Raw genomic sequence first — 26,739 nt, forward strand, 5'->3', positions numbered from 1 at the left:
CCGCCCACATGGACGTTCGTCACCCCGTCTCGCTCGCCGATCAGCCCCGCGCAGCCGCAAACAACCAGGATACTTTCCTTGGCATGCCCAAGCGCGGCCTGGCCTTTTTGCTGGCGAACGTCATGTTCTGGCAACCGATGTGGGCGCAGGCTGACGGCATCGTCGTCGCCAACCCGAATACCGCGCTGGATCGGGCCGGCAACGGTGTGCCGATCGTCAACATCGCCACGCCCAATGCCAGCGGTCTGTCGCACAACCAGTTCCACGATTACAACGTCGGCGCGCAGGGCGTCATCCTCAACAACGGTTCTGCACAAACGTCGAACACGCAACTGGGCGGTCACGTCATCGGCAACCCGAACCTGAAGAACAGCGGTTCGGCGCAAGCGATTCTCAACGAAGTCATCAGCGGTAACCCGAGCCAGTTGCGTGGTTATACCGAAGTGGCGGGGCAGTCGGCGCGGGTGATCGTCGCCAACCCGTACGGCATCACTTGTAACGGTTGCGGTTTCATCAATTCGCCGCGCGTCACGCTCACCACCGGTAAACCGGTAATCGAAAACGGCCGACTGGACCGGTTCCAGGTCGATCAAGGCACGGTAACGATTGAAGGCGCGGGCATTAACGCGAGCAACGTCGATCGTTTCGAGATCATCACCCGCAGCGCGAAAATCAACGCGCAGATTCAAGCGCAGAACCTGGCGATTGTTGCCGGTCGCAACGACGTCAATGCCGATAGCCTGAATGCCACCGCGCGCGCCGATGACGGCAGCGCCAAACCGCAACTGGCGATCGATTCCTCGGCGCTCGGCGGCATGTACGCCGGGGCGATCAAACTGGTCGGCACCGAAGCCGGTGTCGGGGTGAAACTCGACGGCAAGCTGATTGCCAGCGGCGGTGATATCCAGCTCGACGCCAACGGCCAGTTGAGCCTGGCCGACACCTCGGCCACCGGCGCGGTCAACGTCAAAGCCGCCAGCCTCGATGCAAAAAGCCCGATCTACGCCGGCACCGCGCTGAACGTGCAAACCCAGGGCAACCTGACCAACCGCCAGACCCTCGCCGCACGCGACAGCATCACCCTCAGCGCCGGCGGGCAGTTGACCAACGCTGGCGCCATCGAGGCCGGCGTCAATGCTGACGGCAGCCGCAATGCCAGCGGCGATCTGAGCCTGAGCGCACAGATCGTTGATAACGCCGGCAAAAGCCTGACCGCCAGCCGCAACCTGAGCGTCGACGCCACACAAATCCTGAACAACCAGAGCGGCATGCTCAGCGCGAAAAACATCACCGTCACGGGCGGCGTGCTGAACAATCTCAGCGGCCAGGTGCTCGGTGATCTGGGTCTGTCGATCGATCTGCGCGGTGCGCTGGACAACCGTGACGGTGTGCTCGGTTCGGGCGCTGCGGTGTTCGTCAGAGCCGCGAGTCTGGATAACCGCCAGGGTGGTGCGCTGGTCAGCGATGGCAGCCTGACCGCGCGCATCAGCGGCACGCTCGACAACCGCAACAAGGGCGATATCTCGGCCAAAGGCGCCATCGATGTGCAGGCCGGTACGCTGGATAACCGCGACGGTAAAATCATCGGCAAAAGCACACTGGCGTTGCGCGGCGATGTGGCCGATAACCGCGCCGGGGTGGTTCAGGCTGATCAGCAGTTGAGCGTGAATATCGCGCAACTGGATAACCGCGACAAAGGCGTGATCAGCGCCAAGGCCGGCCTGACTTACGTCGGCAACCGTCTGGACAACAGCGGCGGTCTGGTCAGCGCAGCGGGGCCTTTCAATCTCACGGCCGCCGAGATTCAAAACGCTGCCGGGCGGATATCCAGTCAGGGCGACCTGCTGGCGACCATCGGTCTGCTGCAACAGCAGGGCGGCGAACTGGTTGCCCAAGGCAATCTGAACCTCACCGGTAAAACTCTCGACAACCGTAACGGCGGTCTGGTCGGCACCACTAAAGCGCTGACACTCAGCGTTGACGACATCGACAACCGCAGCGGCGAGATCTCCAGCAGCCTGTTGCTGAACGTCAAAGGCCTGCGCCTGGACAACAGTGATGGCGGCAAAATCCTTGCCGGTACCGACCTCGGTCTGAGCGTCGCCAGACTGATCAACCAGAACAAGGGCTTGATCTCCGCCGTCAAAGGCGCAGCGACCATCACTGGCACGACGCTGAACAACAGCGGCGGCACGCTCAGCAGCCTCAACGGCCTGGTGATCACCCTGGACGATGCGTTGATCAACGCCGGGATCATCAGCACTGAAGGCGCGCTAAGCGTCAACGCCGCGCGTATCGACAACCGCAGCGGCAGCCTCGGCAGTGCCGGCAATCTGCGCCTGACCAGCACTGGCGCGTTGCTCAATTCGGGCGGTTCGATCAGCACGGACTCCGCGCTGACCCTCAACAGCGCCAGCCTGGATAACAGCCACAAAGGCGTGATCTTCGGCCAGGGCATCAGCCGCGTCGAGACCGGCGCATTCGACAACCGCGCCGGCGGCAAGCTCACCAGCGGTGCGGCACTGACGCTCAAGGCCGGGCAGGTCAACAACGCCAGCGGACGCATCGCCAGCCAACAGGCCCTCGACGTTTCGCTGACCGGGCTGGATCAGCAGGGCGGCGAACTGTTCAGCAAGTCCGATCTGACTCTCGATCTGCACAACGGCCTATTGAACAACCAGAACGGTTTGATCAACGCGCCGGGCACGCTGCTGCTGAAAAACCTCAACGGCGTGAACAACCAGAATGGTGAAATCTCCAGCCAGCAAGCCTTTACGCTCGCCGCACAAAGCCTCGATAACAGCAACGGCAAGCTGCTTAGCCAACAGGGCCTGACGCTGCGTATTGCGGCGGCCTTGAACAACGTGAAAGGCGTGATTTCCGGCGCTTCGCTGGACAGCCACAGCGCCAGTCTCGACAACGGGCAGGGCTTGATCAGCAGCCGCGGCGTGTTGCTGCTGACCACCGACAAGGCTCTGAACAACCAGCTCGGGACGATCATCGCTGACGGTCAACTCACGGTTAGCGCCGATGAGTTGGTTAACGGCGAAGGCAGCATTGCCGGTAAAGCCGACGTGAGTGTCGAGGCGCGCACCGTCAACAACCAGAAAGGTCAGTTGATCGCCACTGGCGTACTCAAACTGAATGCCGATCAAGTTGATAACCGGCAGAACGGCCTGCTCGGTTCAAGCCAGGACATGACCCTGACGGTCGGCGATCTGGATAACCGTGGCGGCGAGATCAGCACCAACGGTGATCTGCACATCAGCGGCACAAAGCTCGACAACAGCGAGGGCGGCAAGGTCTTCACCGGCAAGGCGCTGACCCTGATCGTCGATGAGGTGATCAACCGCAGTAAAGGCCTGATCGACGCCGGTACATCGCTCGATCTACGCGGGCGCACGCTGGTCAATGGCGGATCATTGCTCAGTCAGCACGGCCTGCAACTGACCCTCAGCGGCGCTTTCGATAACAGCCAGGGCAAGGTCAGCAGCGAACAGGCGCTGACCGTCAAAACGGCGCAACTGACCAACAGCGGCGGCAGTCTGTCCAGCGCCGGCGATCTGACCGTCAACAGTGACGGTAGCGTCGACAACCAGGGCGGCCAGATCGTCACCGACGGTGCGCTGGTACTCGACAGCGCCAGCCTCGACAACCGCTCGCAGGGCACCCTCAGCGCTAAAGGCGCCGTCAGCATCAGCACGGGCGCCTTCGATAACAGCAACGGGCGGCTCAGCAGCGCCGACACGTTGAACCTGACGGCCGGCCAGGTCACCAACGGCGGTGACGGCAGCATTGGCAGCCAGAATACTCTGACAGCCTCGGTCACCGGCTTCGATCAACGCGGCGGCAAACTGTTCAGCAACTCAAACCTGAGCCTCGATCTGAACCACGGCCAGCTGAACAATATCGGTGGTCTGATCAACGCACCGGGGACGCTGCTGCTGACGCAACTCAACGGCGTCAACAACCAGGGCGGCACCATCTCCAGCGCCGAGGCCTTTACGCTTGCCGCGCAAAGTCTCGACAACAGCAACGGCAAACTACTGAGCAATCAGAGCCTGACCTTGCGTATCGCCGCAGCCCTGAACAACGTGCAAGGCATGATCGGCGCCGCCGCCATCGATGCGCAGGCCGCAAGTCTGAACAACAGCGGCGGCAGCGTGGTCAGCCGTGGCGACCTCGCCCTGAGCGTCGATGGCCTGCTGCGCAACGACGCCAAAGGGCTGATCAGTGCTGCGCAAACCCTTGAGATCAGCAGTGGCGAGCTGGACAACCGCGACGACGGGCTGATCAACAGCCAGGGCCAGCTGACGCTGACCGCCACCGCTCTGGACTCCAGCCACGGCGGCGAAGTCTCTGCCAGTGGCGATATCGATCTGCACCTGACCTCGCTGACCCAGAACGGCGGCCGCCTGCTCGGCGATAAAGCCGTCACAATCGACCTGGCCAACGGCAACCTCGACAACCAGAACGGCTGGCTCACCGCCAAAGGTCCGCTGACCCTCAAGCGTCTGCGCGACCTGAACAACCAGAGTGGCGAGATCTCCAGCAACCTCGGTTTCGATCTGATCGCCCAAGCGGTCAACAACACCTCGGGCAAAATCATCAGCGGCGAAAAACTGCTGCTGCGCGGCACTACGCTGATCAACCAGAAAGGCCTGCTGTCGGGCTGGCAAGGCCTCACCGTCAATGGCAACAGCCTGGACAACCGCAACGGCGGCACGCTCTCGAGCAAGTTCGCCGATGTATCGGTGGATCTCAAGGACGCGCTGCTCAACAGCAACGCCGGCGCCGTGGTTGCGCAGGGCGATTTGAACATCAAGGCCGGTTCGCTCGACAACAGCGACAAAGGCAACCTCAGTAGCGCAGCCGGGCAGACCCTGACGCTGAGCGGCGCGCTGAACAACAACCTCGGCGGCCTGATTTCCAGTGGCGCGGCGCTGGATATCGTCAGCACGGCGTTCACTAATGCCGGCGGGATAATCAATGCCGAGCAGGCGTTCAACGCCACCGCTACGCGCCTCGACAACCAGGGCGGACAGATCGCCAGCAACGCGGCGATCACCCTCAACCTGAGCGGTGAGTTGAACAATACCGCCGGCAAACTCGCCGCCGCAGGGCCGATGTTGGTCAAGGGCGTGACCGATCTGCGCAACCAGAACGGCCAGATCGCCAGCCAGAAAACCCTGGAGGCGCGCACCGGTTCGCTGGACAACAGCAACAAGGGCACGATCGCTGCCAATGATCAGTTACAGCTCGGCGCGACTGGCGCCGTCAACAACAGTGGCGACGGTCTGATCTACAGCAAGAACGCCGATGTGCAACTGACGGCGGCCAGCCTGGGCAATGCCAAAGGCTCGATTCAAAGTGAAACCGCACTGACCCTCGACGTCAGCGGCGACTTCGACAACCAGAGCGGCAAGGTCATCGCCCAGAACGGCAATGTCCTGGTCAAAGCGGCCAACATCGATAACCGTGGCGGCACCCTGGCGAGCATCAAAGGCGCATTGGAAGCGCGTACGGTGGGTGTGCTACGCAATGGTTTTGATCTCAACAACAATCGTCAGGGCGGCGTCATTCAGGCGCAGAGCCTGATCCTCTCGGCACTGGCCGGTCTGAGCAATAACGGCGGGCGGATTTCCGCACAAGCGGCAGACCTTGGCGTGACCACGGCGGCGCTGGATAACAGCAGTGGCGTGCTCTATTCGAAAGGTCTGCTGAGCGTCAGCGGCACCAGCCTGGAAAACGCCGGTGGCCAGATCGCTGCCAACCGCATCGATTTCGGCCTCAGCGATGCACTGCGCAATGGCGCGGGCGTCATCGAAAGCACCACTCAACTGTCCGTCAAAGCTGCCAGCGTCGACAACCAGAACGGCCGTCTGCGGTCGCTGGGCAATACCGGCAAGACCCTGTTCCAGATTGGCGGTTTGCTCGACAACCGCAACGGCGTACTGGAAACCGCCAACGTCGACATGACCCTCGCCCTCGGCGGCTTCCTCAATGGCGGCGGGCAACTCAACCACGTCGGGCGTGGCAAGTTCGACATTTCCACCGCCAATGTCATCGGCGCCGGCGGCAGCATCGTCACCGGTGGCCTGCTGGAACTCAACGCCGATACCTGGAACAACTCCAACGTCATTCAGGCCGGTCGCCTGAACATCAACGTGCGCGAGTTCAGCCAGACCGCCAGCGGCAAATTGCTGGCTTCGGATGCGTTGCAGATCGTGGGTGGCAACTGGACCAACGATGGCTTGATCGCCAGCGACGGATCGATCGACATGCGCTTGTCCGGCAACTATGGCGGCAACGGGCGCTTGACCAGCCTGCGCGACACCTATCTGTCGGCGGCTTCGATGAACCTTGGCGCGGCCGGCAGTTTTGCTGCGGGTGCGACGTCGACGATCCAGATTGACGGGCAACTGCTCAATGCCGGTCGCATCACGTCCGGCGAAGACCTGACTGTCAACGCTGGCAGCCTCGTCAACCATGGCACCCTCGGTGCGGCGCAAAACCTGATCGTCAAGGCGCCGGTCTTGCTTAACGACCGCGGCCTGATTTTCAGCGGCAACGACATGACCCTCAACGTCGGCACGCTGACCAACCAGAGCGGTGACTTCTACGGTCTGGGCAACGTAGTGATCGCTGGCTATAGCGGCGGCACGCGCGCGGCGGGGGTGTACAACATTTCCGGTTCGATGGAGAGCGGCGGCGGGTTCACGCTGGATGCCGATGTGTTCGAGAACCGCACCGAAGGGCCAACGGCGTCGGCAGAGCGCAAGTTGATTTCAGGCTTTATCGCGGCCACCTGCGGTGACTGCGTGGGCAGTACGTTCAACAACTTTCTTGCAACTCGCGAGACGTACCAGTTCATCGATACCGATAACAGTGCGTCCGCCGTCCTCAACGTCGGCAAGGACTTCGTCTTCCACGGCGGTACGTTCCTCAACAGCAAAAGCACCATAGCGGCGGGCGGTGGCATCGACATCACCGCGGTCAGCCTGAAGAACATCGGCACCCAAAGCGGGACCATCGAGGTTACCCGTCAGTACAACTTCGAAATGGGCACGGGCACCACGGCGCAATTCATGGCCAACGTGATCATGCCGTACAACCAGCGCAACAACCCTGATTTCCCGTTCATGTATTACGTGATCGCGCCGGAAGGCCTGATCCGTAAAGCGATTGCCAAAACCGTGGGCAACAGCGTTGTCATCGTTGATGCCGAGACCGGCGCCAACGTCGGTAACAGCAAATATGGCCGGGCCATGTCGGGTTACAGCGCCGGCTTCGAGACATCGACGCCATCGTTGTATGACCCGAATAATCTGATGGCCATACCGACCGAACTGACGCAGTTCCAGAAAGGCGACGCGGTTGAAGTGAGCGTCGATGGCGCGGGTGCGCCCGGCACAACGACCGGACGCAACGCGGTGATTCAGGCCGGTGGCAAGGTCTCGATCAACGCCACCAAAGAAATTGAAAACAGCGTTATCCAGCAAGACTACAGCGCCAGCGGCGGCACCAACAAAGTCGCCGATACCCGCGTGGGCAACGGCAACACCACCGTGGTGCGCATCAATAGTCAATTGCCACCGGACCTGGCTCAACAGCAAGTCAATCCGCTGAGTCTGCCTGGATTTTCCTTGCCGACCGGTGAGAACGGTCTGTTCCGTTTGAGCGGGCAGGGCAGCAGCGACGCTGTCGCCGGCAACATCGGGCCAGCACCGACCTGGACGGTGGGCACTGAGAAAGTCGATACCCAAGAGCACGCAGTCGCTGCCACCAGCGGTGGACCGCGCAATCTGTTCATCGATGCGCCGGCCGCGGTCTCCGACAGTACGCGCATGGTCGACACCTTCGACCGCAAACCGAGTCAAACGAAAGCGGCCGCCAGCAGCATTGATGCCAACGTTCCGGTGGATTCTGCCGGGCCGGGCCTGCACGACCGTGACAACGACATGAAGGAGTCGATCGACACGCGTCCGGTCACCCGCGTGACTGGCCTGCCCGACACCCAGGCACCGTCCAATCCGCACAAATACCTGATCGAAACCAACCCGGCACTCACCGACCTCAAGTCGTTCATGAGCTCCGATTACCTGCTCGACAAACTCGGCTTCGACCCCGACCAGAGCGCCAAGCGCCTGGGCGATGGCCTCTATGAGCAACGCCTGATCCAGCAAGCCGTCACCGCGCGCACCGGCCAGGCGTTCCTCGACGGCCAGACCTCCAACGAGGGCATGTTCAAGTACCTGATGAACAACGCCATCGCCAGCAAGGACGCGCTCAACCTGTCGGTCGGCGTCGGCCTGACCTCGCAGCAAGTCGCCGCACTGACCCACGACATCGTCTGGCTCGAAGAGCACGAAGTGAACGGCGAAAAAGTGCTGGTGCCGGTGGTGTATCTGGCGCAAGCCAATGGCCGTCTCGGCCCGACCGGGGCACTGATTGCCGGTAATGACGTGACGCTGATTGCCGGGGAAAACCTCGACAACGTCGGCACGCTGAAAGCTACCAATAATCTGTCCGCGACAGCCGGCAAGGACCTGATCAACAGCGGTTCGATCGAAGCGGGCAATCGTCTCGATCTGCTGGCGACCAACAACATCATCAACAAGGCCGGCGGCATCATCACCGGCAAGGACGTCAGCCTGACCACTCGCACCGGCGATGTGATCAACGAGCGGACCATCACCTCGATGGACGACCAGTACGGCTCCGTCACTCGTCATCAGGATTTTGCTGACAATGCGGCACGCATCGAAGCCGTGAATGACCTGACCATCAAAGCAGCGAAGGACATCAACGTCATCGGCGGCGTGCTGAAAAGCGGGCAGGACATGACGCTGAATGCCGGGCGTGATGTAAATGTGGCTTCGGTACAGGTCAATGACAGCGTGTCATTGGGCTCGCGGGCAAATGCCAGCGATATCACCCAACTGGGTGCGGAGATCGACGCCGGTCGAGATTTCAAGGCAGACGCCAAACGCGACATCAACGTCATCGCCAGCGAGATCGATGCCAAGCGTGATGTGTCGATGAAGGCGACCGAGAATCTGGTGATCACCTCGGCAGCGGACGAGGAACATTCGGACTCGAAAAACAAAAACGAGAAACGCCAGGAGGACCATGTCACTCAGGTGATGTCCGGCATCACGGCGGGCGGCGACGTCAAGCTGGATGCGGGCAAAGACCTGAGTGTGATTTCCAGTCGGGTGACGGCGGGGGATGAGGCGTATCTGGTGGCGGGCGATAACCTGCAGATTCTCGCTTTGCAGGACACCGATTACTCGCTGTACGACATGAAGAAAAAGGGTGGCTTCGGCAAGCTGAAAATGCAGCACGACGAGGTTACCGACAACAAGTATGTCGGCTCCGAGATCAAGTCTGGCGGCGATCTGACCCTCAAGAGCGGCGGCGATCAGCTTTATCAGGTGGCCAAGCTTGAAAGTGGCAATAACATCACCCTGGACAGCGGTGGCTCGATCACTTTTGAAGCGGTAAAAGACCTTCACAACGAAAGCCATACCAAGACCGACAACAACGCTGCTTGGGTGTCCTCCAAAGGCAAGGGCAACACTGACGAAACCCTGCGCCAGACCCAGATGATTGCCAAGGGCAACATCGTTATCAAAGCCGTCGATGGCTTGAAAATCGACATCAAGGATGTAAATCAGCAGTCCGTCAGCCAGACCATCGACAGCATGGTCAAGGCCGACCCGCAACTGGCGTGGTTGAAAGAAGCCGAGTCCCGTGGGGATGTCGATTGGCGGCTTGTTAAAGAAATTCACGAGTCGTTCAAGTACAACAATTCGGGGCTGGGTCCTGCTTCGCAGATGATCATCGCGATCGTGATGGCAGCGGTTGTTGGGCCGGCAGCTTTGACGGCGATGAGTGGGATGGGCACGTTCTGGGCGGCATCGTATGCTGCTGTAGCTACCGGAGCAGCGACAAATGCTGCCACTAGTTTTATCAATAACGGTGGCAACCTTGGCGCTGTATTCAAAGACGTAACGTCTTCTGATGCGCTGGCTGGCTATGTTATTTCAGGAGTAACTGCTGGCCTGACGGCGGGCTACTTCGACAGCATTCTCAAGACCACAACAAATCCGATAACCGGCCAAGCCATGACAGACTTGAGCAGTCTGGAAGGCATCGGCCGTTTCGCCGGTAACCAGCTGCTGCAGAACACGACTTCCACTGTTTTGGGCGCGGCTTTTGGTCAGCACGCGGATTTCGGTAATGCGTTGACGGGCGCTCTGTTGAGTACTCTGAACGCGGCGGCATTCAATGCTGTAGGCGATTTTGCTGCTAATCAGGGCTGGAAAGACGGCAGTCTCGAAAAAATCGCATTGCACGCGGTTGTTGGAGGGTTGCTGACTGAAGCTGCAGGTGGCGATTTCAAAACGGGTGCATTGGCGGCGGGTGCAAATGAGGCTCTGGTTACCCAGTTGGCCACGCTGGTCAAGAACGACAGCAACCTGTTGTCGATGTCCTCCCAACTAGTGGGTATCGCCGCGGCAGCCGTAAGCGACGGTAACCTTCAAGACGGCGCGACTATTGCGAAGGACGCTACTAATTACAACTACCTTATGCACCACGAAATCGTGGAAATGCTGGATGAGCAGGCAAAATGCGCATCCGAGACGTGCAAATCAGAAGTACGAGAGCGTTATGCCAATCTGGATGAGCAGCGAAATGCGGAGTTGGGTAGCGTCTGTCAGAAAAACTTGACTGCCTGCAAGCAGCTTTCGGATCAGCTCCTAGCCGATCAGCCAAAAATTCGCGAACTGGCAGAGCAGCTCAGGCTCAGTGGTGATATAGGTGCAGCTGCAAACGTAGGCTGGATCATTACGGAGAATAACCAAACTGCGCAAAACACGATCATCAGAGAGATTGTGGTTCAGCGTGATGGTGAAAGCGCCGCGTTTTGGGCAGATGCTGCAGGCGTAGCCGCAGATGTCGCGGGCGGTGGTAAACCGGGCGGTAGCAAAGGAACGACCAAAAACAGCGCGTCTCATTCACCTGATGTCGACGGTAATCCTGGTGAGTCTGGAAGCGTAAAGGGCGCGGGTGATACTGTTGTGCGCAGCGATCACGATTTCAGTGCCACAGTGAATGGAAACGGTAAACCGAAAGCGCATCTTAACGAAAATGGCGATTTAGTTCCGCCAAATATAGACGGAACCGGTAGCGTTCAATCACATGTACGCGGTGGTAACGCTGAAAACTCGCCGTATATTTCTGTTACCGACCCGAGCACAACGTCAAACCCAAAAGATTACGGTACGGACAAAATTGAGATTGACGTAAAAAGATTGCAACAGGACATTGATTCCGGTGTATTGCCTAACACTAAATATTTGACAAATCAGGAAGTAACAACGGAGTTGCAGACGAAAGTCGATGCGGCACGTGATAAATTTACAAACAATCCCACGCCAAAAAATCAAACCTCATTAGACAGAGCAGAAACAGATTTGGCAAACGCTGTGAGGGATGGGGAATGTTTGATCAAAGGTTGTGTTCCGGCTGACTACATTAAACCGGTGAAAAAATAGGTGAAAGCGATGGATCCCAAAACATACGAACTGCTCAATGGTATTCCGGAACACGCCGATTACGCTGTGGAGGCGGGTGACCTTGACCGAGAGGACATTTCAGAAGAAAGAATGGCCGCAGTGAGACAACTGCTCAACAGTGAGAATGAAATGGAGCGTTTTCAAGCTTCTAAACTTCTCACCAGCTGGGGCGTCCATGACGGCTTGATAGTGCTGGAAGAATATATGCGACGCCCAGAGATTATCCAGGGTATTTATACCCATAGGCTCCATGGGTACGATGATACATATCGACATATATTGATGGCAGTAACGATGTATTTCGCGAATGCCGCTGAGGTCAGTGGAAAGGAATTAGCGAGGCGTCAGGTATATGATGTGCTTTCAAAAATCATCGCTCTGGCCAACGAGAGGCCTTTTGAAATATCGGAAATATATTCTTTTGTGCATCGTGAAAAGTATTCAGAGTACCTCCCGCTGCTGAAGCAGCATTTGATCGCAATGGTTGAACATCCCGAACTTCATCGGTGGAAAATCAAAGATGCCATTGGTTTGATAATGGAGTTTGATGCTGATTTTGTCAGAGCCTTATTGTCTGAGAACGATAAAATTCTGCAAGATTTTGTGAAAAAATAAAAGTGGGATAAATGAGGGCGGACCACATTTAGAAAGCACTCCAAAAGCGTGGTCTGTCCCCGTTTTCGTGCTCAGGCGCAAGAAGTGCTATTTAACCCGGCTACCAACAAGAAGACAAATGGGGACAGACCACGTTTAGAAAGCACTCTAAAAACGTGGTCTGTCCCCTTTTTTCTTCAAAGCACATCGAAGAGTTCTTGACCCGAAATGGTTTGTCGCATACATCTTCCATGGCCAGTCAAGCGATGCTTGGCAGTTTTCAGAATGCGCTTAATAGTGCTGCTACGCAGGGCATCAAGTATGGGGAAATTATGCAAGTCGGTCGATGGGAACTGATTATCAGCGCTGGGCGTCCCGGAGATCCATTACCAGTTGTAAAACATGCGCTTTATAAATAATCATAATGAGACTTAACAGTATATTAGAATGTGAAGGTACTATCGTCGAAATCGACGAGTATGTGCCATTGATAGTTCGGTTTGAGTCGAGTCGCGATTCTCTGCCATTATATTGGCGTGCGGGGAATGGCAAAACGTCTCTTTTGGAAATTGGATTAAATAGATATACAGGGCAAATTATAAATGTGACCGTTGTTGCCGCCGGCTCTGTAAAAATGGAGGGTTGGAAGGCAAGAGTAGACGGCTTCATATTGGATGTTGGAATTCCGGCGTTTAAACTCGAACGCTGGGGAGCAGGGGGTAGTTACTCAGATAACTATATCGATGATTTTAGTGTTGAATTTGAGCTTGTCGTGGGTGTTGATGAAGCTTGCATCCTTCTAGGTAAGCGCCAGGATATTGATAGGGTAGTAGAAAATGGATGTGTAAGCTTCGGGTTTTCCTCAAGCGGTGAGTTGTTATCGATTCGGATCTCGTGCTTGCGGCCTAATGAGGTGGCTCTGTTAGAAAGTCATTTTTTTCATTAGGTGTAAAGGGGTGAAAAGGGGGACAGGCCACGTTTAATGTAATTGACTGCCACAATACGTAAAAATTTGCCGTCATGTTTAGCTTTCGGCCCGCTAAGCTTTCAGTTCGACCAATTGAAAGGATTCCTCGATGCCGCGTAGAGCCCGAGTTTTGATACCAGGTGTACCGCTCCACTTGATTCAGCGAGGAAACAATAGATCTGTCTGTTTCTTTGCCGAGCAAGATTATCTTTTTTATCTGGAGCTTTTGGTCGAGCAGGCTTCTAAAAATGATTGTGATATTCATGCGTGGTGCTTAATGACCAATCACATACATTTATTAGTCAGTCCTCATAATGCCAACAGCGCAGGCCTGCTGATGAAAGGTGTCGGGCAAAGATATGCTCAATATATAAATCGTACGTATAGTCGCAGCGGAAGTTTATGGGAGGGCCGGTATCGTTCATGCCTTGTTGAGAATGAACGATATTTGTTGTGCTGTTATCGATACATCGAAATGAATCCCGTCAGAGCTAAAATGGTAAATCATCCGTCAGAATATCGCTGGTCAAGTTTACCGTGTTAACGCACAATCAGAGCGATCACACATTGTTACTCCTCATGCTCAGTATTTGGCGCTTGGAGGGCAGGGCGGGCAACCGGCAGATGCTTACCGCGAACTGTTCAAAAATGACTTAGAGTTAGAACTGGTTGACCAAATTCGTGATGCGACCAATGGAAATAATGTTTTTGGCGGTTCAAAGTTTGCTATTGATGTTGAGGCAATGATCGGTCGTCGTGTGCAGCGAGGGAGCCCGGGACGGCCCAAAAAGCCGACCATTTAGTGGAAAACGTGGTCTGTCCCCGTTTTCCTACAAATGAACTTAAATCGGTGAGAAAATGAAGATTGGTGAACCCCTACAAGTGCTCAATCCTTACGACTGGCTACCTGGTTATGGTGAGTCGAAAGTGACTTTCTGTTCTGACGGCTTGGATATAGTTGTTGAAATAATTTATGACCGTGTTGGAACTGATGCTGAAGAATTTTCCTCGGCAAAACGGACCTTATGCTTCAAGAACGTAAGTAGCTTTATAAAGCTCCCTTTCCCCGGAACTGCTGTGTTTGATTTTGTTGGCGATGCAACTGGACTTGAATTGGGGAGATTGACTGAATTCAAAACGTCTGACTTATTAATGCTGGGGAAAGGGAGTTTCGGATCTGAGCAGCAAAAACATTATGCTATTCAGTTTTTGTCGGAAAATCTAAGTTTGCATGTGGTAGCCGAAGGTTACTGTTTGTCAGTAGAAATTCCTGTATTGGCTCAGTTGTAATTTGATGAGGAGGGGTAAATGGGTAAATGGGGACAGGCCACGTTTATATAGCACCTACTCCAAAAACGTGGTCTGTCCCCGTTTTCCCCTTTATGCAAATGACGGGCAAGGGGGCAAGGCAATGGAAAGCTACGAGATGATGCTGACCGATCCAGGGTATTGGGGCGAGATGGCTATCTCGTTAATGCTTTCCGCTGCCGGTGGGTATGTACTTAAGGGAGTAAAAGGTGTTCAATTCCTTATTGAGCCAAAAATTGCTCAGCAGATGGTGAAACGAGGCTGGACAGCGGAGTCTCTCGAAAGCGTCATCAAGAATCCAAGCAAGACGGTTGTGACTAAAGATACTAGGTTTGATCCAGTTTCTGGTACTAAGCTTAATGACCCTGCAACTGGATATGTTACCAAAGATGGTTCTTATGTCGTCCGAAATGACCGGGCGGGTGCGATAGCCCAAGTATCAGATAGAAATGATAAAAACTGGATTGCACCATGGGAGTAATGCAATGAAAGAATTCGTGTCTTTAGGTGATAGTCCTGAGCCTACAAAGGTTTGGGGTAGTACCCCATTATTTAATTTGATCGATGGCCGTAAGTTGCTGGATTATTGCGATAAGCACGATGCGGCCGTACTCGGAATTGAAGGATTCAAAATTATCGGGGGTGAAAGAATTCCTGACTTGGATTGTATAGTGGATTTTTCTAAATTGACAACGACTGGTGAGAAGTTCGCCGTTTTGTCTAGGCGAGCCGCTAGGCAGTTCCTTGATTCGATTTTAAATAAAGACATATTTTTAGAATTTGTTTTAGTGACCCTTTGATTGCGGGAAATAAATGGGATGAATGGAGGGCAAATGGGACGCGATAAATGGGGACATACCACGTTTAAAAAGCACTTCAAAAACGTGGTCTGTTCCCGTTCCCGTTCTACATGACGAACAAGCGCCTTGATGGCTCTGTAGTGGTCTTTGATACCGATGCCAATAAAGTGATACCTCAGCATGGGGATGGGCCACGAAATCGGGACCCTCCCCAGAGAGTCGATGAAGGGCAGCCACGTTATTCCCTTGAGTTGCACAAGATATAGGAGTCGCTACTTGAAAGTAATTCGAGTAATGCTCGAGTCTATACACAAGAAGAATTTTTCAAGGAATACAAAAAATGACAGTGAATCAAGAGTTGTTCGATGACTTATGGGGCGGGGAAAAAAGCATCGGTTTTTTTGTTCATTCTGGAATATGTTTTTGGGTTGTTGATGAAAAGCGTAACTTTACTATTGATGTGAAGCTGAGTCTGCGTGCCTCTCTAAAAAATGGGACCATCACTCAGGAGCGTTATGAGCAGTCATGCCTGAGCTTTAGAGGTGGCGTTTTAACTTTGACAGCCGAAAATTTCCTCACGTATTAAATGGAGGAAGTGCGAAGCTTCTAACGTCATCCGAGTTGCAGGATTTTGTGAGAGCAGACAAGGCTGTCTTTTCACGAGTCGAAGATTATTTTCTCAGTGGCAATGGCTTGGATTCTGATTTGTTTAAGCGTGCAAATGTTATTGGGTCTCGGCTTCCTTTATTTTATATAAACTTTGATCGTAAAATCTTCATGCATATGGATGATGGGCGATCCCATGAAAATTATGTTCATTCTGACTGGGTCTCCCAGTTCCATGATTTCAGTTTTTTGATTCCTACGAGCGAAAAGTATTGGGTAGAATCCGGTAACGATTATTGGAAGCTTCGATTTTTATAGAGAGCGAAAACGTTGTCTGTCCCCGTTTTCCGTTCTTCGCGTCATCTCGACACGGCCAAACCGCTTTGACGCTTCAGACAACACTGAGTAGAATGGCCATCATATTGGCATTACCCTCGTGGCTCGCCACATGAGTCCGCGTGCCTTCACAGGCTCTACGCACGCCAATCTGCCTCACAAATCTACGCCTTCGCTTACTCCGTCATTTCAGGTACTCAGCTCCGTGTCTGTTCCGAAAATTTCCGTCGTCATCCCCACGTACAACGTTGAGTCCTACATCGCCGAAACCCTCGATTCGCTGCTCGATCAACCCGTGCCGCTGCATGAAATCCTCTTGATCAACGATGGTTCGACCGATGGCACGCTGGCGGTGATTGAAGCCGGTTTTGGCCATCGCCCAGAAGTCAAAGTGGTCACCCAGGACAATCAAGGTGTCGGCGCTGCCCGGCGTAATGGTCTGGCCTTGGCGAGTGGCGACTACGTGTTCTTTTGTGACCCGGACGATGTGGTCAGCCCTGAGTTGTTTTCGACGCTGGTGGAGCAGGTCCAGGCCAACGCGGCGCTGGAGTTGTTTTATTTCTCCAAGCGTTCCTACACCGAAGTGGACGGCAAAAAGCAACTGTTGCGACGCAACACCGCTGCCGGCCGCGAAGGCTGGTTCGATGCCGGACGCGACTTGCTGGAAGATCTGATCTTGTCAGGCAAATATCACGCCGCGACGTGGCAGTACATTTTCAAGCGTTCGGTGTGCGAGCGATTTGCGGTGCGCCTGGAAGGGCGGGCCCATGAAGATCACGTGTTCAGCATGAACATTTATCTGCACAGCCAGGCCACTTTCGCGACGGCGGCGGACTTTTACTTTCAACGGGTCCGCAGCGGTTCGCTGACGCAAAGCCATAAGGATGTCGAGTATGTGCTGGGCAGTTATGGGGCGTATCGCGACACCTTGGCCGCGTTGAAAAAACACATTGGCTCGTTCAATGCCGGACGCGATGTGGCGCTGAAGTTCATGGAGCGCAATGTTGATGCACTGATCACCAAATGCATCAAATACAGTGTGCCTTTGCCAGCGCAAATATCCTCGATGACACGTCAGGACAGCCGTGATTGCGGTGTGGTCTTGCACCCTCGCTGGACGCTGCTGTTTCCGCGCATTGCTCATGGGACGCGCAAGTTGCGTTTCAATCTGAAGCAGTTGCGCAGATCGCGGAAAGGCTCATTTCAGGGCTAGTTTCTGTACGATGACTCAAGCAAAAAAAGGGGCGAATTCATGACGATGAATTCGCCCCTTTTTTATTGAGTGTCAGGCCAACATGCTGTCAGCGAAACGCCGGCACCACATGCTTGATAAACAGCTCCAGCGACTTCTTTTTCTCCGCATGCGGCAAGCTGTTGTCACACCAGAAACTGAACTCATCCACGCCCAGCTCCTGGTAGTACTTGATCCGTGGGATGATCTCTTCCGGAGTGCCGATCATCGCGGTCTTGTGCAGGCTTTCCAGTTCAAACTCCGGACGCCCGGCAAACTTCTCTTCAGGGCTCGGCGCGAGGAAGCCGTTGACCGGGGTTTGCTTGTTGCCGAACCACGCGTCGAACGTGCGATAGAAACGCGAGATGGCTTTGGCACCGACTTTCCAACCGTCCGGGTCGTCGGCGGTGTGCACGTGGGTGTGGCGCAGCACCATCAGTTGCGGGCGCGGCACATCCGGGTTGTTGTCGAGTGCGGTCTGGAATTTGTTTTTCAGGTCGACGACTTCTTCGTCGCCCTTCATCAATGGCGTGACCATCACGTTGCAACCGTTGGCCACGGCGAAGTTGTGCGAGTCCGGGTCGCGGGCGGCGATCCACATCGGCGGGTTGGGCTTCTGGATGGGTTTCGGCACGCTGGTCGAGGTGGGGAATTTCCAGATGTCGCCGTCGTGGGCGTAGTCGCCTTGCCAGAGGGCACGGACCACCGGGACCATTTCGCGCAGGGCCTGGCCGCCGCTCGAGGCGGGCATGCCGCCGGCCATGCGGTCAAATTCGACTTGATAGGCGCCACGGGCGAGGCCGACTTCCATGCGGCCGTTGCTGATCACGTCGAGCAGGGCACATTCACCGGCAACGCGCAGCGGGTGCCAGAACGGCGCGATGATGGTGCCGGCGCCGAGGTGGATGGTGGTGGTTTTCGCCGCGAGGTAGGCCAGCAGCGGCATCGGGCTCGGCGAGATGGTGTATTCCATGGCGTGGTGTTCGCCGATCCACACGGTGCTGAAACCGCCGGCCTCGGCCATCAGGGTCAGTTCGGTGAGGTCTTCGAACAGTTGGCGGTGGCTGACGCTTTCGTCCCAGCGTTCCATGTGGATGAACAGGGAAAATTTCATGACGCTACCTCGAGTCTTTTGTCATTGGCCGGTCGTTTGCTGGCCTGTCGAACTGCCGTGAGCGCTGGACGCTCGCGAGTTTTATCACCCTTCAGGCACGCCTTCGAGGACGGCTGGTCGGTTGAATGAATATTGGTATACCATAATACGGAATATCCGCAAACTATTTCTGACCGACACTTCGAACAAGGAAAGCCTCAAACGCTATCCGAGCAGCGATGCCGCGCAAGTGCCCATGGGGCCGCAGGATCTTCAATTGTTCAAGCTGTTCGCCGGGCTGGCCAAGGCGCATCCGGCGTACACCTATCTGTCGCTGGGCACCGAGCAGGGCGGTTATCTGTTCTGGCCGGGCGATGCGCAACTGGCCGGCTGGTTCAATCAGTTCCTGGAAGCGATCCGTACCTTGATCCAGCGCATCGGCCAGGCGGCGGGGCAGATCCACAGCAGCTCCGGCAGCGCCACGGAAGTCTCTGCGGAGATGGCTGAAGTCGCGTCGCGTCCAATCGACACATCCGCCAGATTCATGGTGATGCGCAGCTGGTCGCGAGTCTGGCGGATTCGACCCGTGAGGATGCGCAGAATCTGACGGCACTGTCGCAGACGTTGAATCAGTTGGTGAGCCGGTTTCGTACACACTAACTGACCGTCGCATACCTGTGGGAGCTGGCTTGCCAGCGATAGCGTCAGCACGGCCAATAGCGTCATTGACTGAACTGGCCTCATCGCTGGCAAGCCAGCTCCCACAAGGGTGTGTGTGGATCAGCGCTTGTGATCAAACAAGTACCGGCAAAGCCCCCATCTTGCCGTGGCAATACACCAGCGGCCCGGCCACTTGCTCGGGCACGATCAGGTTTTTCACCGCGCCGACCATGATCGCGTGGTCGCCACCTTCGTATTCGCGCCATAGTTCGCATTCGATCACCGCCGTCGCATTGGCGAGGATCGGATTGCCCAATTCGCTCAACGTCCACTCGATGCCCTGCGCCTTGTCCTTGCCTTTACGGGCGAAGGCGTAGGCTTCGCTTTGCTGGCCGCCAGACAGAACGTGAATCGCGAAGCGCTTGTTCTTGATCAGCACCGGGTAGGAGTCGGAGCTGTAGTTGGGGCAGAACAGCACCAGTGCCGGGTCCATCGACAGCGAGCTGAACGCGCTGGCGGTCAGGCCAACGATCTGGCCGTCATCGTCGAGCGTGGTGATCACGGTGACGCCGGACGGGAACGAGCCCATGACTTGTTTGTAAATGGCAGCATCGATCATTGGTCATTCCTCGGGTGGTGTGCAGCGTTTTTTGTTCGTTTGATGGTCTGATGGTATACCAGTATTTTGCGTTTGCAAGGCCTTTCCAGCTGAACCGATAAACGTGCCACGTTCGTCGGAAACTCAATATTTACGGGGCTTTCGGCTGGTTTGCCAGCAGCGCTTTGGGCGAGGATGGCGTATCAGATGGCGCGGTAAATCACGGATCAGTCTTGTGAAAAGTTTGGAATACCATAATATGGTCTGCATCTGAGGGGCGACCAGAGAGTCCCCGGTTTGGCTTCATACAAAGATAAGAACAGACAAACTCGAGTTCATGCATATGTCCCAGATGTCCCGGCAAGATCCGTTGATCGAGAATCACACGGTCGATTACGTCCCACTCGCGGAACGCCACGGGAAGGCCCGCGACCTGTTCACCCTTTGGTTCAGCACCAACATTGCGCCACTGCCCATCGTCACCGGCGCCATGGTGGTTCAGGTGTTCCATCTTGATTTGTTCTGGGGGCTGCTGGCGATTGCGCTGGGGCACATGATCGGCGGCGTGGTGATTGCGCTGGCGTCGGCCCAGGGTCCGCGCATGGGCATTCCGCAGATGGTCCAGAGTCGCGGTCAGTTCGGTCGGTATGGCGCGCTGCTGATCGTGTTTTTTGCGGCGCTGATCTACATCGGTTTCTTCATTTCCAATATTGTCCTGGCGGGCAAATCGATCGTCGGCATTGCGCCGTCGGTGCCGGCGCCGCTGAGCATTCTGATCGGTGCATTGGCGGCCACCGCGATCGGAGTGATCGGCTACAACTTCATTCACACGCTGAACCGCATCGGCACCTGGGTGATGGGCGGCGCGTTGCTCGCCGGGTTCATTTACATCTTCGCCAATGACCTGCCCGCAGACTTTTTCACTCGCGGCAGCTTCAACTTGTCCGGCTGGCTCGCAACGGTGTCGCTGGGGATCATCTGGCAGATCAGCTTCTCGCCGTACGTGTCCGATTATTCGCGTTACCTGCCGGCCGATATCGGCATCGCCAAGCCGTTCTGGGCGACTTATCTGGGCGCGACGCTGGGCACCATTCTGTCGTTTGCCTTCGGCGCCGTTGCGGTGCTGGCGACCCCGGAAGGCACCGAAGCGATGGCGGCGGTCAAACAGTCGACCGGTTGGCTGGGGCCGATTCTGATGGTGCTGTTTCTGCTCAACATCATCAGCCACAACGCGCTGAATCTGTACGGCGCGGTGCTGTCGATCATCACCTCGATCCAGACCTTCGCCAGCCAGTGGACGCCGAGCATCAAGGTGCGCGTGGTGTTGTCGAGCGTGGTGCTCGCCGGTTGTTGCGTGGTCGCGTTGGGCGCATCGGCAGATTTCATTTCGCAGTTCATCGGGCTGATTCTGGCGCTGTTGCTGGTGCTGGTGCCGTGGGCGTCGATCAACCTGATCGACTTCTATCTGATCAAGCGCGGCTGCTATGACATCAGTTCGATCTTCCGCGCCGATGGCGGGATCTACGGGCGCTTCAACCTGCACGCAATCATTGCCTACTTCATCGGCATCATCGTGCAGTTGCCGTTCGCCAACACCTCGCTGTACGTCGGGCCGTACGCCAATCTGGTTGAAGGCGCCGACCTGTCGTGGCTGGTCGGCCTGGTCGTCACCGTGCCGCTGTATTACTGCCTGGCCACTCGTGGTCAGGCGCAGCAGAGCAGGGCGGCGAAGTTGGGGTATACCGACTAAGGTGATTGTTACCGACTGAGTCGCTCCGCTGTTCAATCAATGCCCGGCCTGTGCCGGGCATTGTCGTTTGCGCATCCCGGCGGTCACCTAAATTGGCCATATCGATCCCCTTTTGGCCGATGCCCCACTGTGATCACCCGGCGCTCTCGGCAAGAATCAACGGCACAACGAAACGCTCGACCTTATTACCCTCGGCCGCCATTTCGGCCACTGCCGTGTACAGAACATAAAAACCATCGAACTCACGCCGCTTTCGGGGAACAACCATGGTCACGATGAAACGTATTCTGGGTGCCACTGTGTGTGGGTTGACGCTGTTGGCCAGCGCCGCCCAGGCCGAGCAACGCGAACTGCGCGTCTACAACTGGGCCGACTATATTCTGCCCGCCGTACCCAAGGATTTCGCCGCGCAAACCGGTATCAAAGTGACTTGGGATACCTTCGACACCAACGAATCGCTGGAGGCCAAGTTGCTCACCGGCAACTCCGGTTACGACCTGGTGGTGCCGTCGAACCAGTTTCTCGAAACGCAGATCAAGGCCGGCGTGTTCCAGAAACTCGACAAGACAAAATTGACGAACTGGAGCCATCAGGACCCGGAACTGTTGAAGCTTTTGGGCAAGAACGACCCCGGCAACCAGTACGGTGTGCCGTACATGGTCGGCACCGTGCTGATCGGCTTCAACCCGGCCAAGGTCAAAGCGGCGCTGGGCGACAACGCGCCGGTGGACAGCTGGGATCTGGTGTTCAAACCGGAGAACATGGAAAAGCTCAAATCCTGCGGCGTGGCGATGCTCGATTCGCCGACGGAAATCCTGCCGCTGGCGCTGCACTATCTTGGTCTCGACCCGAACAGCCAGAACCCCGCCGATTATGAAAAAGCCAAAGCGTTGATGCTCAAGGTTCGCCCATATGTGACCTACTTCAACTCGGCCAAGTACATGACCGACATCGCCAACGGCGACATTTGCGTGGCCATCGGTTATTCCGGCAGCTTCTACCAGTTCGGCAACCGCGCCAAAGAGGCGGGCAATGGTGTGGTGGTCGACTGGCGCTTGCCGAAGGAAGGCGCGCCGATCTGGTTCGATACTTTCGCCATTCCGAAGAGTGCGAAAAACGTCACCGAGGCCCACGAATTCCTCAACCACTTGCTCGACCCGAAAGTGATCGCGCCAATCAGTGATTTCCTCGGTTACCCGAACGCGAACAAGGATTCGCTGGCGTTGATCAACAAGGAGATCACCGACAACCCGAACCTGACGCCAACCCCTGAGGCACTGAAAAAACTCTACGTGGTTCAGCCGTTGCCGCAGAAACTCGAGCGCGTACGGACCCGCGTGTGGACCAGCATCAAGTCCGATAAATAACAGCGTTTCCCTGTAGGAGTGAGCCTGCTCGCGATAGCGGTGTGTCAGCCAATATCCAAGTCACCTGACCCACCGCTATCGCGAGCAGGCTCACTCCTACAAGGTTTTATGTTGTGTCATTCAGTGCGGCGTTCACCCTCGCGCGTCACCACCAGGCTCAGCAACACCGAGCCCAGAATTACCGCGCCGACCACCGCCAGCGACCATTCAACCGGCATGTGGAACCATGGCATCAGCACCATTTTGCCGCCGATGAACACCAGCACGATTGCCAGTCCGTACTTGAGCAAATGAAAGTGGTCAGCCATGTCGGCAAGCAAAAAGTACAGTGCACGCAAGCCCATGATCGCGAAGATATTCGAAGTAAAGACAATGAACGGGTCGGTGGTCACCGCGAAGATTGCCGGGATGCTGTCGACCGCGAACATCAGGTCACTGGCCTCGATCAGCACCAGCACCAGAAACATCGGCGTCGCCCAACGCACGCCGTTCTGCACGATGAAAAACCGTTCGCCGTGAAAGCCGCTGGTGATGCGCATGTGATTGCGTACCCAGCGCAGCAGCGGGTTTTTTTCCAGGTCCGGTTGCTGCTCGGCAAATATCAGCATCTTGATCCCGGTGATGATCAAAAACACCCCGAACGCATACAGCAGCCACTCGAACTGCGACACCAGCCACACCCCGGCAAAGATCATCACCGCGCGCATCACAATCGCCCCGAGGACACCGTACAACAGCACCCGTCGCTGCAATTCCGGTGGCACGGCGAAGTAGCTGAAGATCATCACGAAGACGAACATGTTATCGATCGACAGTGATTGCTCGATCAAATAACCGGTAAGGAATTCAAGGGTTTTCTGCCGGGCGATCTCGCCGCCGAATTCGCCGTGCAGATACCACCAGAGCAAACCGGCAAAGCTCAGCGCCAGCAGGCACCAGGCAATCACCCAGGCCAGCGCTTCACGCACTGACACCCGGTGGGCTTTACGCCCGCCAAACACAAACAGGTCCAGTGCCAGCATCGCCAGCACAAAAACGATGAAGGCGCCCCACATCCACGGTTCGCCGATATTGAGGTTGGTCGCTGGCATGTCACGCTCCCCGTCGAGGCTTAGGTCAGACAGGGCCATGCTAACGACGGATTTATGCGCAGGAAAAATCGTTTATTTTTGGGGAATAGTTCGGAAAAATCGAAGTTATATAAAGACGGAACCTAAACCGGGGCCAAAGCAACAAATCCACATGCAAGTTGACGGAGTTTATGAAGCGCTGAGTGTGCCAAACACTGCGAAATATTCGTTTCAGTTTGGCCCTCAGAGTTCGGTGTTGATTATAAGTCTCCAGTTTCAACTAAAGAAAATTTCCCGTTTTGTACCTCATATACAATACCGCCCCGATCTATTTCAAAATGGAAGCTTGCTCGTACTGTTTTCCCTTCTCGAGTAATATCTATCTTGCCATTTTTTCCGGCGGATATTTCACCATTTGCCACAACATTGGAGCTAACCTTGCCATCGCCCCAATCTTCAATATCGTAAATTTTTGTTTGAAAGTCGTAGGGTAGAACGAATCCGATCTGGTAAAAAACGTCGCCGACGTGGTACCGGCCATGATGCTCATCGTATCTTTTGTGAAGGATTGATAGATAAACTGATTAGGTCGAAAGTTTTCAATATGTGGAAAAGCAGGTGAAAATGTCGCTTTGTAATACTGCTCTTGCGTTACTGGTTTACCTTTAATCGAGGTGGGTTTGAGATTGGTATCAAGAGCAAGTTGAGATGATTGAATGTCATTCATGGCATGGATCTCATGGAGTATGGTTTATGCCGGTCGACAAAACATTGATTTGTCAACGGCAATAAAATACTACTCATGCTCCATGCTTATACAACTGTCAGGTCTGACAGTTGTTAACTTTCATGAAGTATGTATCCAGTAACATACTGCGTGATAAAGAAGCCCACCCGGCGCGAATCAACGAAAAAACTCCCCTGGCGTCTGCCCAAACTGCTGCCGAAACGCCGCAATGAACGCCGACGTCGAGTCATACCCGCACGCCAATGCCACGTCCGTCACCCGTTGGCCTTTTTCCAGTGGCGTCAGCGCGCCGAGCAGGCGCAGGCGTTGGCGCCAGGCGCGGAAGGTCAGGCCGGTGTCGCGCAGGAACAGGCGCGTGAGGGTTTTTTCGGTGATGCCGAACTGCTCGCTCCAGTGACTCAGTGTGGTTTGTTGTTCCGGGTGTTGTTCGAGGCTCTGGTAGATCTGCTTCAAGCGCGGGTCTTGCGGCAGTGGCAGCATCAGATCGATTGGCGGCGCCTCGGCGAGCTGGTCGAGGATGACTTGCGCCAGACGCCCATGTGCCCCGTTCTCGTCATATTCCACCGGCACCTGGCTGAACGTACGGATCAATTCGCGCAGCAGATCGCTGACGGCCAGCACGTGGCAATGCTCGGCGGCCCAACTCGAAACGCTGCAATCGATGTACAGGCTGCGCATTTCCGTGTGCGGCGCGCTGAAGACCCGATGCGGCACACCGGCGGGAATCCACACGGCACGCTCGGGAGGGGCGACGAAACGCCCGGCGCTGGTCTGTACTTCGAGCACGCCTTGAATCGCGTAGGACAACTGCACCCACGGGTGACTGTGGCGGCGGGTCAGGGCGCGATTGGGCAGCGATTCGGTTCTGCCGTACAACGGACGCGGCAGGCTGGGCAGCCCGGGAATGCTGCGGCGAACGCTGTTGGTCTGTCCTTTAGGCGGCATCTTGCGGCTCTTCGGCGTTAGTCGGTAATTGCCAGTCACGTTAGAGTCGTCGGCAAGCACTGGCAACCCCCGGATGAATATCATGACGCGCCCTCGTTTTTTGCCCGACAACTTCACCCTGACGCTGATCGGCGTGGTCCTGCTGGCGAGTTTTCTGCCGGCCAGCGGCCAGGTTGCGGTCGGTTTCGGCTGGCTGACCAATCTCGCCATCGCGCTGCTGTTTTTCTTGCACGGCGCCAAACTGTCCCGCGAATCGATCATCGCCGGTGCCGGCCACTGGCGCCTGCATTTGCTGGTATTCGGTCTGACGTTCGTGCTGTTCCCGCTATTGGGGCTGGCGCTCAAACCCGTGCTGTCACCGTTGATCGGCGACCAGCTATACATGGGCATGCTGTATCTGTGCGCGTTGCCCGCGACGGTGCAATCGGCGATTGCCTTCACGTCGCTGGCGCGGGGCAATATTCCGGCGGCGATCTGCAGCGCGGCGGCGTCGAGTCTGTTCGGGATTTTTCTCACGCCGTTGCTGGTCACGCTGTTGCTCAACGTCCACGGTGATGGTGGTTCGACGCTTGATGCCATCGTGAAAATCAGTGTGCAGTTGCTGCTGCCGTTCATTGCCGGGCAGATCGCCCGGCGCTGGATCGGCGCCTGGGTCGGGCGCAACAAGAACTGGCTGAAGTTCGTCGATCAGGGTTCGATTCTGCTGGTGGTGTACGGCGCGTTCAGCGAGGCGGTCAACGAGGGCATCTGGCAGCAGATTCCGCTGTTCGAATTGCTCGGGCTGATCGTGGTTTGCTGCATCCTGCTGGCGCTGGTGCTGCTGGCGTCGATCCTGCTCGGCAAGGCGTTTGGCTTCAATCAGGAGGACCGCATCACCATTCTGTTCTGCGGTTCGAAAAAGAGCCTGGCCACCGGCGTGCCGATGGCGCAGGTACTGTTCGCGGGCAGCACCATCGGCGTGTTGATCCTGCCGCTGATGCTGTTCCATCAGATCCAGTTGATGGTCTGCGCGGTGCTGGCCCAGCGGTATGCGCGCCGGCCCGAATCGGTGCCGGAGTTGATGGCTCAGGTCGATCCCTGA

Annotated in this window: 18 protein-coding genes; 13 read left to right on the forward strand and 5 right to left on the reverse strand. The window is 56.1% G+C overall.

What is annotated here, in order from left to right:
- Window positions 1-8 precede the first annotated feature (8 nt).
- The 9 genes from J3P93_RS11290 (at window position 9) to J3P93_RS11330 (ending at window position 17,409) form a co-directional block, all read left to right on the forward strand.
- The gene (locus J3P93_RS11290; protein WP_434597415.1) at window positions 9-11,564 is read left to right on the forward strand and encodes a filamentous hemagglutinin N-terminal domain-containing protein; all 11,556 of its coding nucleotides are present in this window, start codon (window positions 9-11) and stop codon (window positions 11,562-11,564) included.
- Between the two features lie 9 nt (window positions 11,565-11,573).
- Entirely contained in the window at window positions 11,574-12,200 is a 627-nt protein-coding gene (locus tag J3P93_RS11295) for a hypothetical protein (RefSeq protein ID WP_434597416.1), read from the forward strand.
- A 403-nt stretch (window positions 12,201-12,603) separates the two neighbouring features.
- Entirely contained in the window at window positions 12,604-13,125 is a 522-nt protein-coding gene (locus J3P93_RS11300; protein WP_434597417.1) for a hypothetical protein, read from the forward strand.
- Window positions 13,126-13,255: 130 nt separating this feature from the next.
- Entirely contained in the window at window positions 13,256-13,690 is a 435-nt protein-coding gene (locus J3P93_RS11305; RefSeq protein WP_231990211.1) for a transposase, read from the forward strand.
- 314 nt (window positions 13,691-14,004) lie between these two features.
- On the forward strand, window positions 14,005-14,436 hold the full coding sequence (locus tag J3P93_RS11310) for a hypothetical protein (protein WP_434597419.1): 432 nt from the start codon (window positions 14,005-14,007) through the stop codon (window positions 14,434-14,436).
- A gap of 121 nt (window positions 14,437-14,557) precedes the next feature.
- On the forward strand, window positions 14,558-14,935 hold the full coding sequence (locus J3P93_RS11315; protein ID WP_434597420.1) for a colicin E5-related ribonuclease: 378 nt from the start codon (window positions 14,558-14,560) through the stop codon (window positions 14,933-14,935).
- A 4-nt stretch (window positions 14,936-14,939) separates the two neighbouring features.
- Complete coding sequence (locus J3P93_RS11320) at window positions 14,940-15,254, forward strand: hypothetical protein (RefSeq protein ID WP_434597421.1); 315 nt, start codon at window positions 14,940-14,942, stop codon at window positions 15,252-15,254.
- Between the two features lie 340 nt (window positions 15,255-15,594).
- Complete coding sequence (locus tag J3P93_RS11325) at window positions 15,595-15,840, forward strand: hypothetical protein (protein WP_434597423.1); 246 nt, start codon at window positions 15,595-15,597, stop codon at window positions 15,838-15,840.
- 561 nt (window positions 15,841-16,401) lie between these two features.
- Window positions 16,402-17,409, forward strand: a complete 1,008-nt coding sequence (locus J3P93_RS11330) for a glycosyltransferase family 2 protein (protein ID WP_434597424.1) — start codon at window positions 16,402-16,404, stop codon at window positions 17,407-17,409.
- Window positions 17,410-17,497: 88 nt separating this feature from the next.
- Here the strand turns inward: J3P93_RS11330 and J3P93_RS11335 are convergent, their stop codons facing one another.
- A complete protein-coding gene (locus J3P93_RS11335; protein WP_208937775.1) occupies window positions 17,498-18,541 on the reverse strand; it encodes an LLM class flavin-dependent oxidoreductase in 1,044 nt (347 codons plus the stop codon).
- Between the two features lie 256 nt (window positions 18,542-18,797).
- Between J3P93_RS11335 and J3P93_RS11340 the strand changes: the two genes are divergently transcribed.
- Window positions 18,798-19,127 carry a hypothetical protein gene (locus J3P93_RS11340; protein WP_434598525.1) on the forward strand — a complete coding sequence of 110 codons (330 nt, stop codon included), beginning with the start codon at window positions 18,798-18,800 and terminating at the stop codon, window positions 19,125-19,127.
- A 186-nt stretch (window positions 19,128-19,313) separates the two neighbouring features.
- On the opposite strand, the gene J3P93_RS11345 is transcribed toward J3P93_RS11340, so the two are convergent.
- Window positions 19,314-19,799 (reverse strand): flavin reductase family protein, encoded by a 486-nt coding sequence (locus J3P93_RS11345; RefSeq protein WP_090284134.1) that lies wholly within the window; start codon window positions 19,797-19,799, stop codon window positions 19,314-19,316.
- A gap of 322 nt (window positions 19,800-20,121) precedes the next feature.
- Between J3P93_RS11345 and J3P93_RS11350 the strand changes: the two genes are divergently transcribed.
- A complete protein-coding gene (locus tag J3P93_RS11350) occupies window positions 20,122-21,528 on the forward strand; it encodes a purine-cytosine permease family protein (RefSeq protein WP_093100848.1) in 1,407 nt (468 codons plus the stop codon).
- A gap of 266 nt (window positions 21,529-21,794) precedes the next feature.
- On the forward strand, window positions 21,795-22,895 hold the full coding sequence (locus J3P93_RS11355; protein ID WP_434597425.1) for a polyamine ABC transporter substrate-binding protein: 1,101 nt from the start codon (window positions 21,795-21,797) through the stop codon (window positions 22,893-22,895).
- 116 nt (window positions 22,896-23,011) lie between these two features.
- Here the strand turns inward: J3P93_RS11355 and J3P93_RS11360 are convergent, their stop codons facing one another.
- The 3 genes from J3P93_RS11360 to J3P93_RS11370 all read right to left on the reverse strand — a co-directional run bounded on the left by J3P93_RS11360 (window position 23,012) and on the right by J3P93_RS11370 (window position 25,658).
- Complete coding sequence (locus tag J3P93_RS11360) at window positions 23,012-23,986, reverse strand: TerC family protein (protein WP_434597426.1); 975 nt, start codon at window positions 23,984-23,986, stop codon at window positions 23,012-23,014.
- Window positions 23,987-24,344: 358 nt separating this feature from the next.
- A complete protein-coding gene (locus tag J3P93_RS11365) occupies window positions 24,345-24,692 on the reverse strand; it encodes a hypothetical protein (RefSeq protein WP_434597428.1) in 348 nt (115 codons plus the stop codon).
- A gap of 177 nt (window positions 24,693-24,869) precedes the next feature.
- Window positions 24,870-25,658, reverse strand: coding sequence for an AraC family transcriptional regulator (locus tag J3P93_RS11370; protein WP_434598341.1), 789 nt, complete (start codon window positions 25,656-25,658; stop codon window positions 24,870-24,872).
- 82 nt (window positions 25,659-25,740) lie between these two features.
- Here J3P93_RS11370 and J3P93_RS11375 point away from each other — a divergent pair, with 82 nt between their 5' ends.
- The gene (locus J3P93_RS11375) at window positions 25,741-26,739 is read left to right on the forward strand and encodes a bile acid:sodium symporter family protein (protein ID WP_394506957.1); all 999 of its coding nucleotides are present in this window, start codon (window positions 25,741-25,743) and stop codon (window positions 26,737-26,739) included.

The sequence above is a fragment of the Pseudomonas sp. R3-57 genome, assembly GCF_051132065.1.
Classification (GTDB): Bacteria; Pseudomonadota; Gammaproteobacteria; order Pseudomonadales; family Pseudomonadaceae; genus Aquipseudomonas.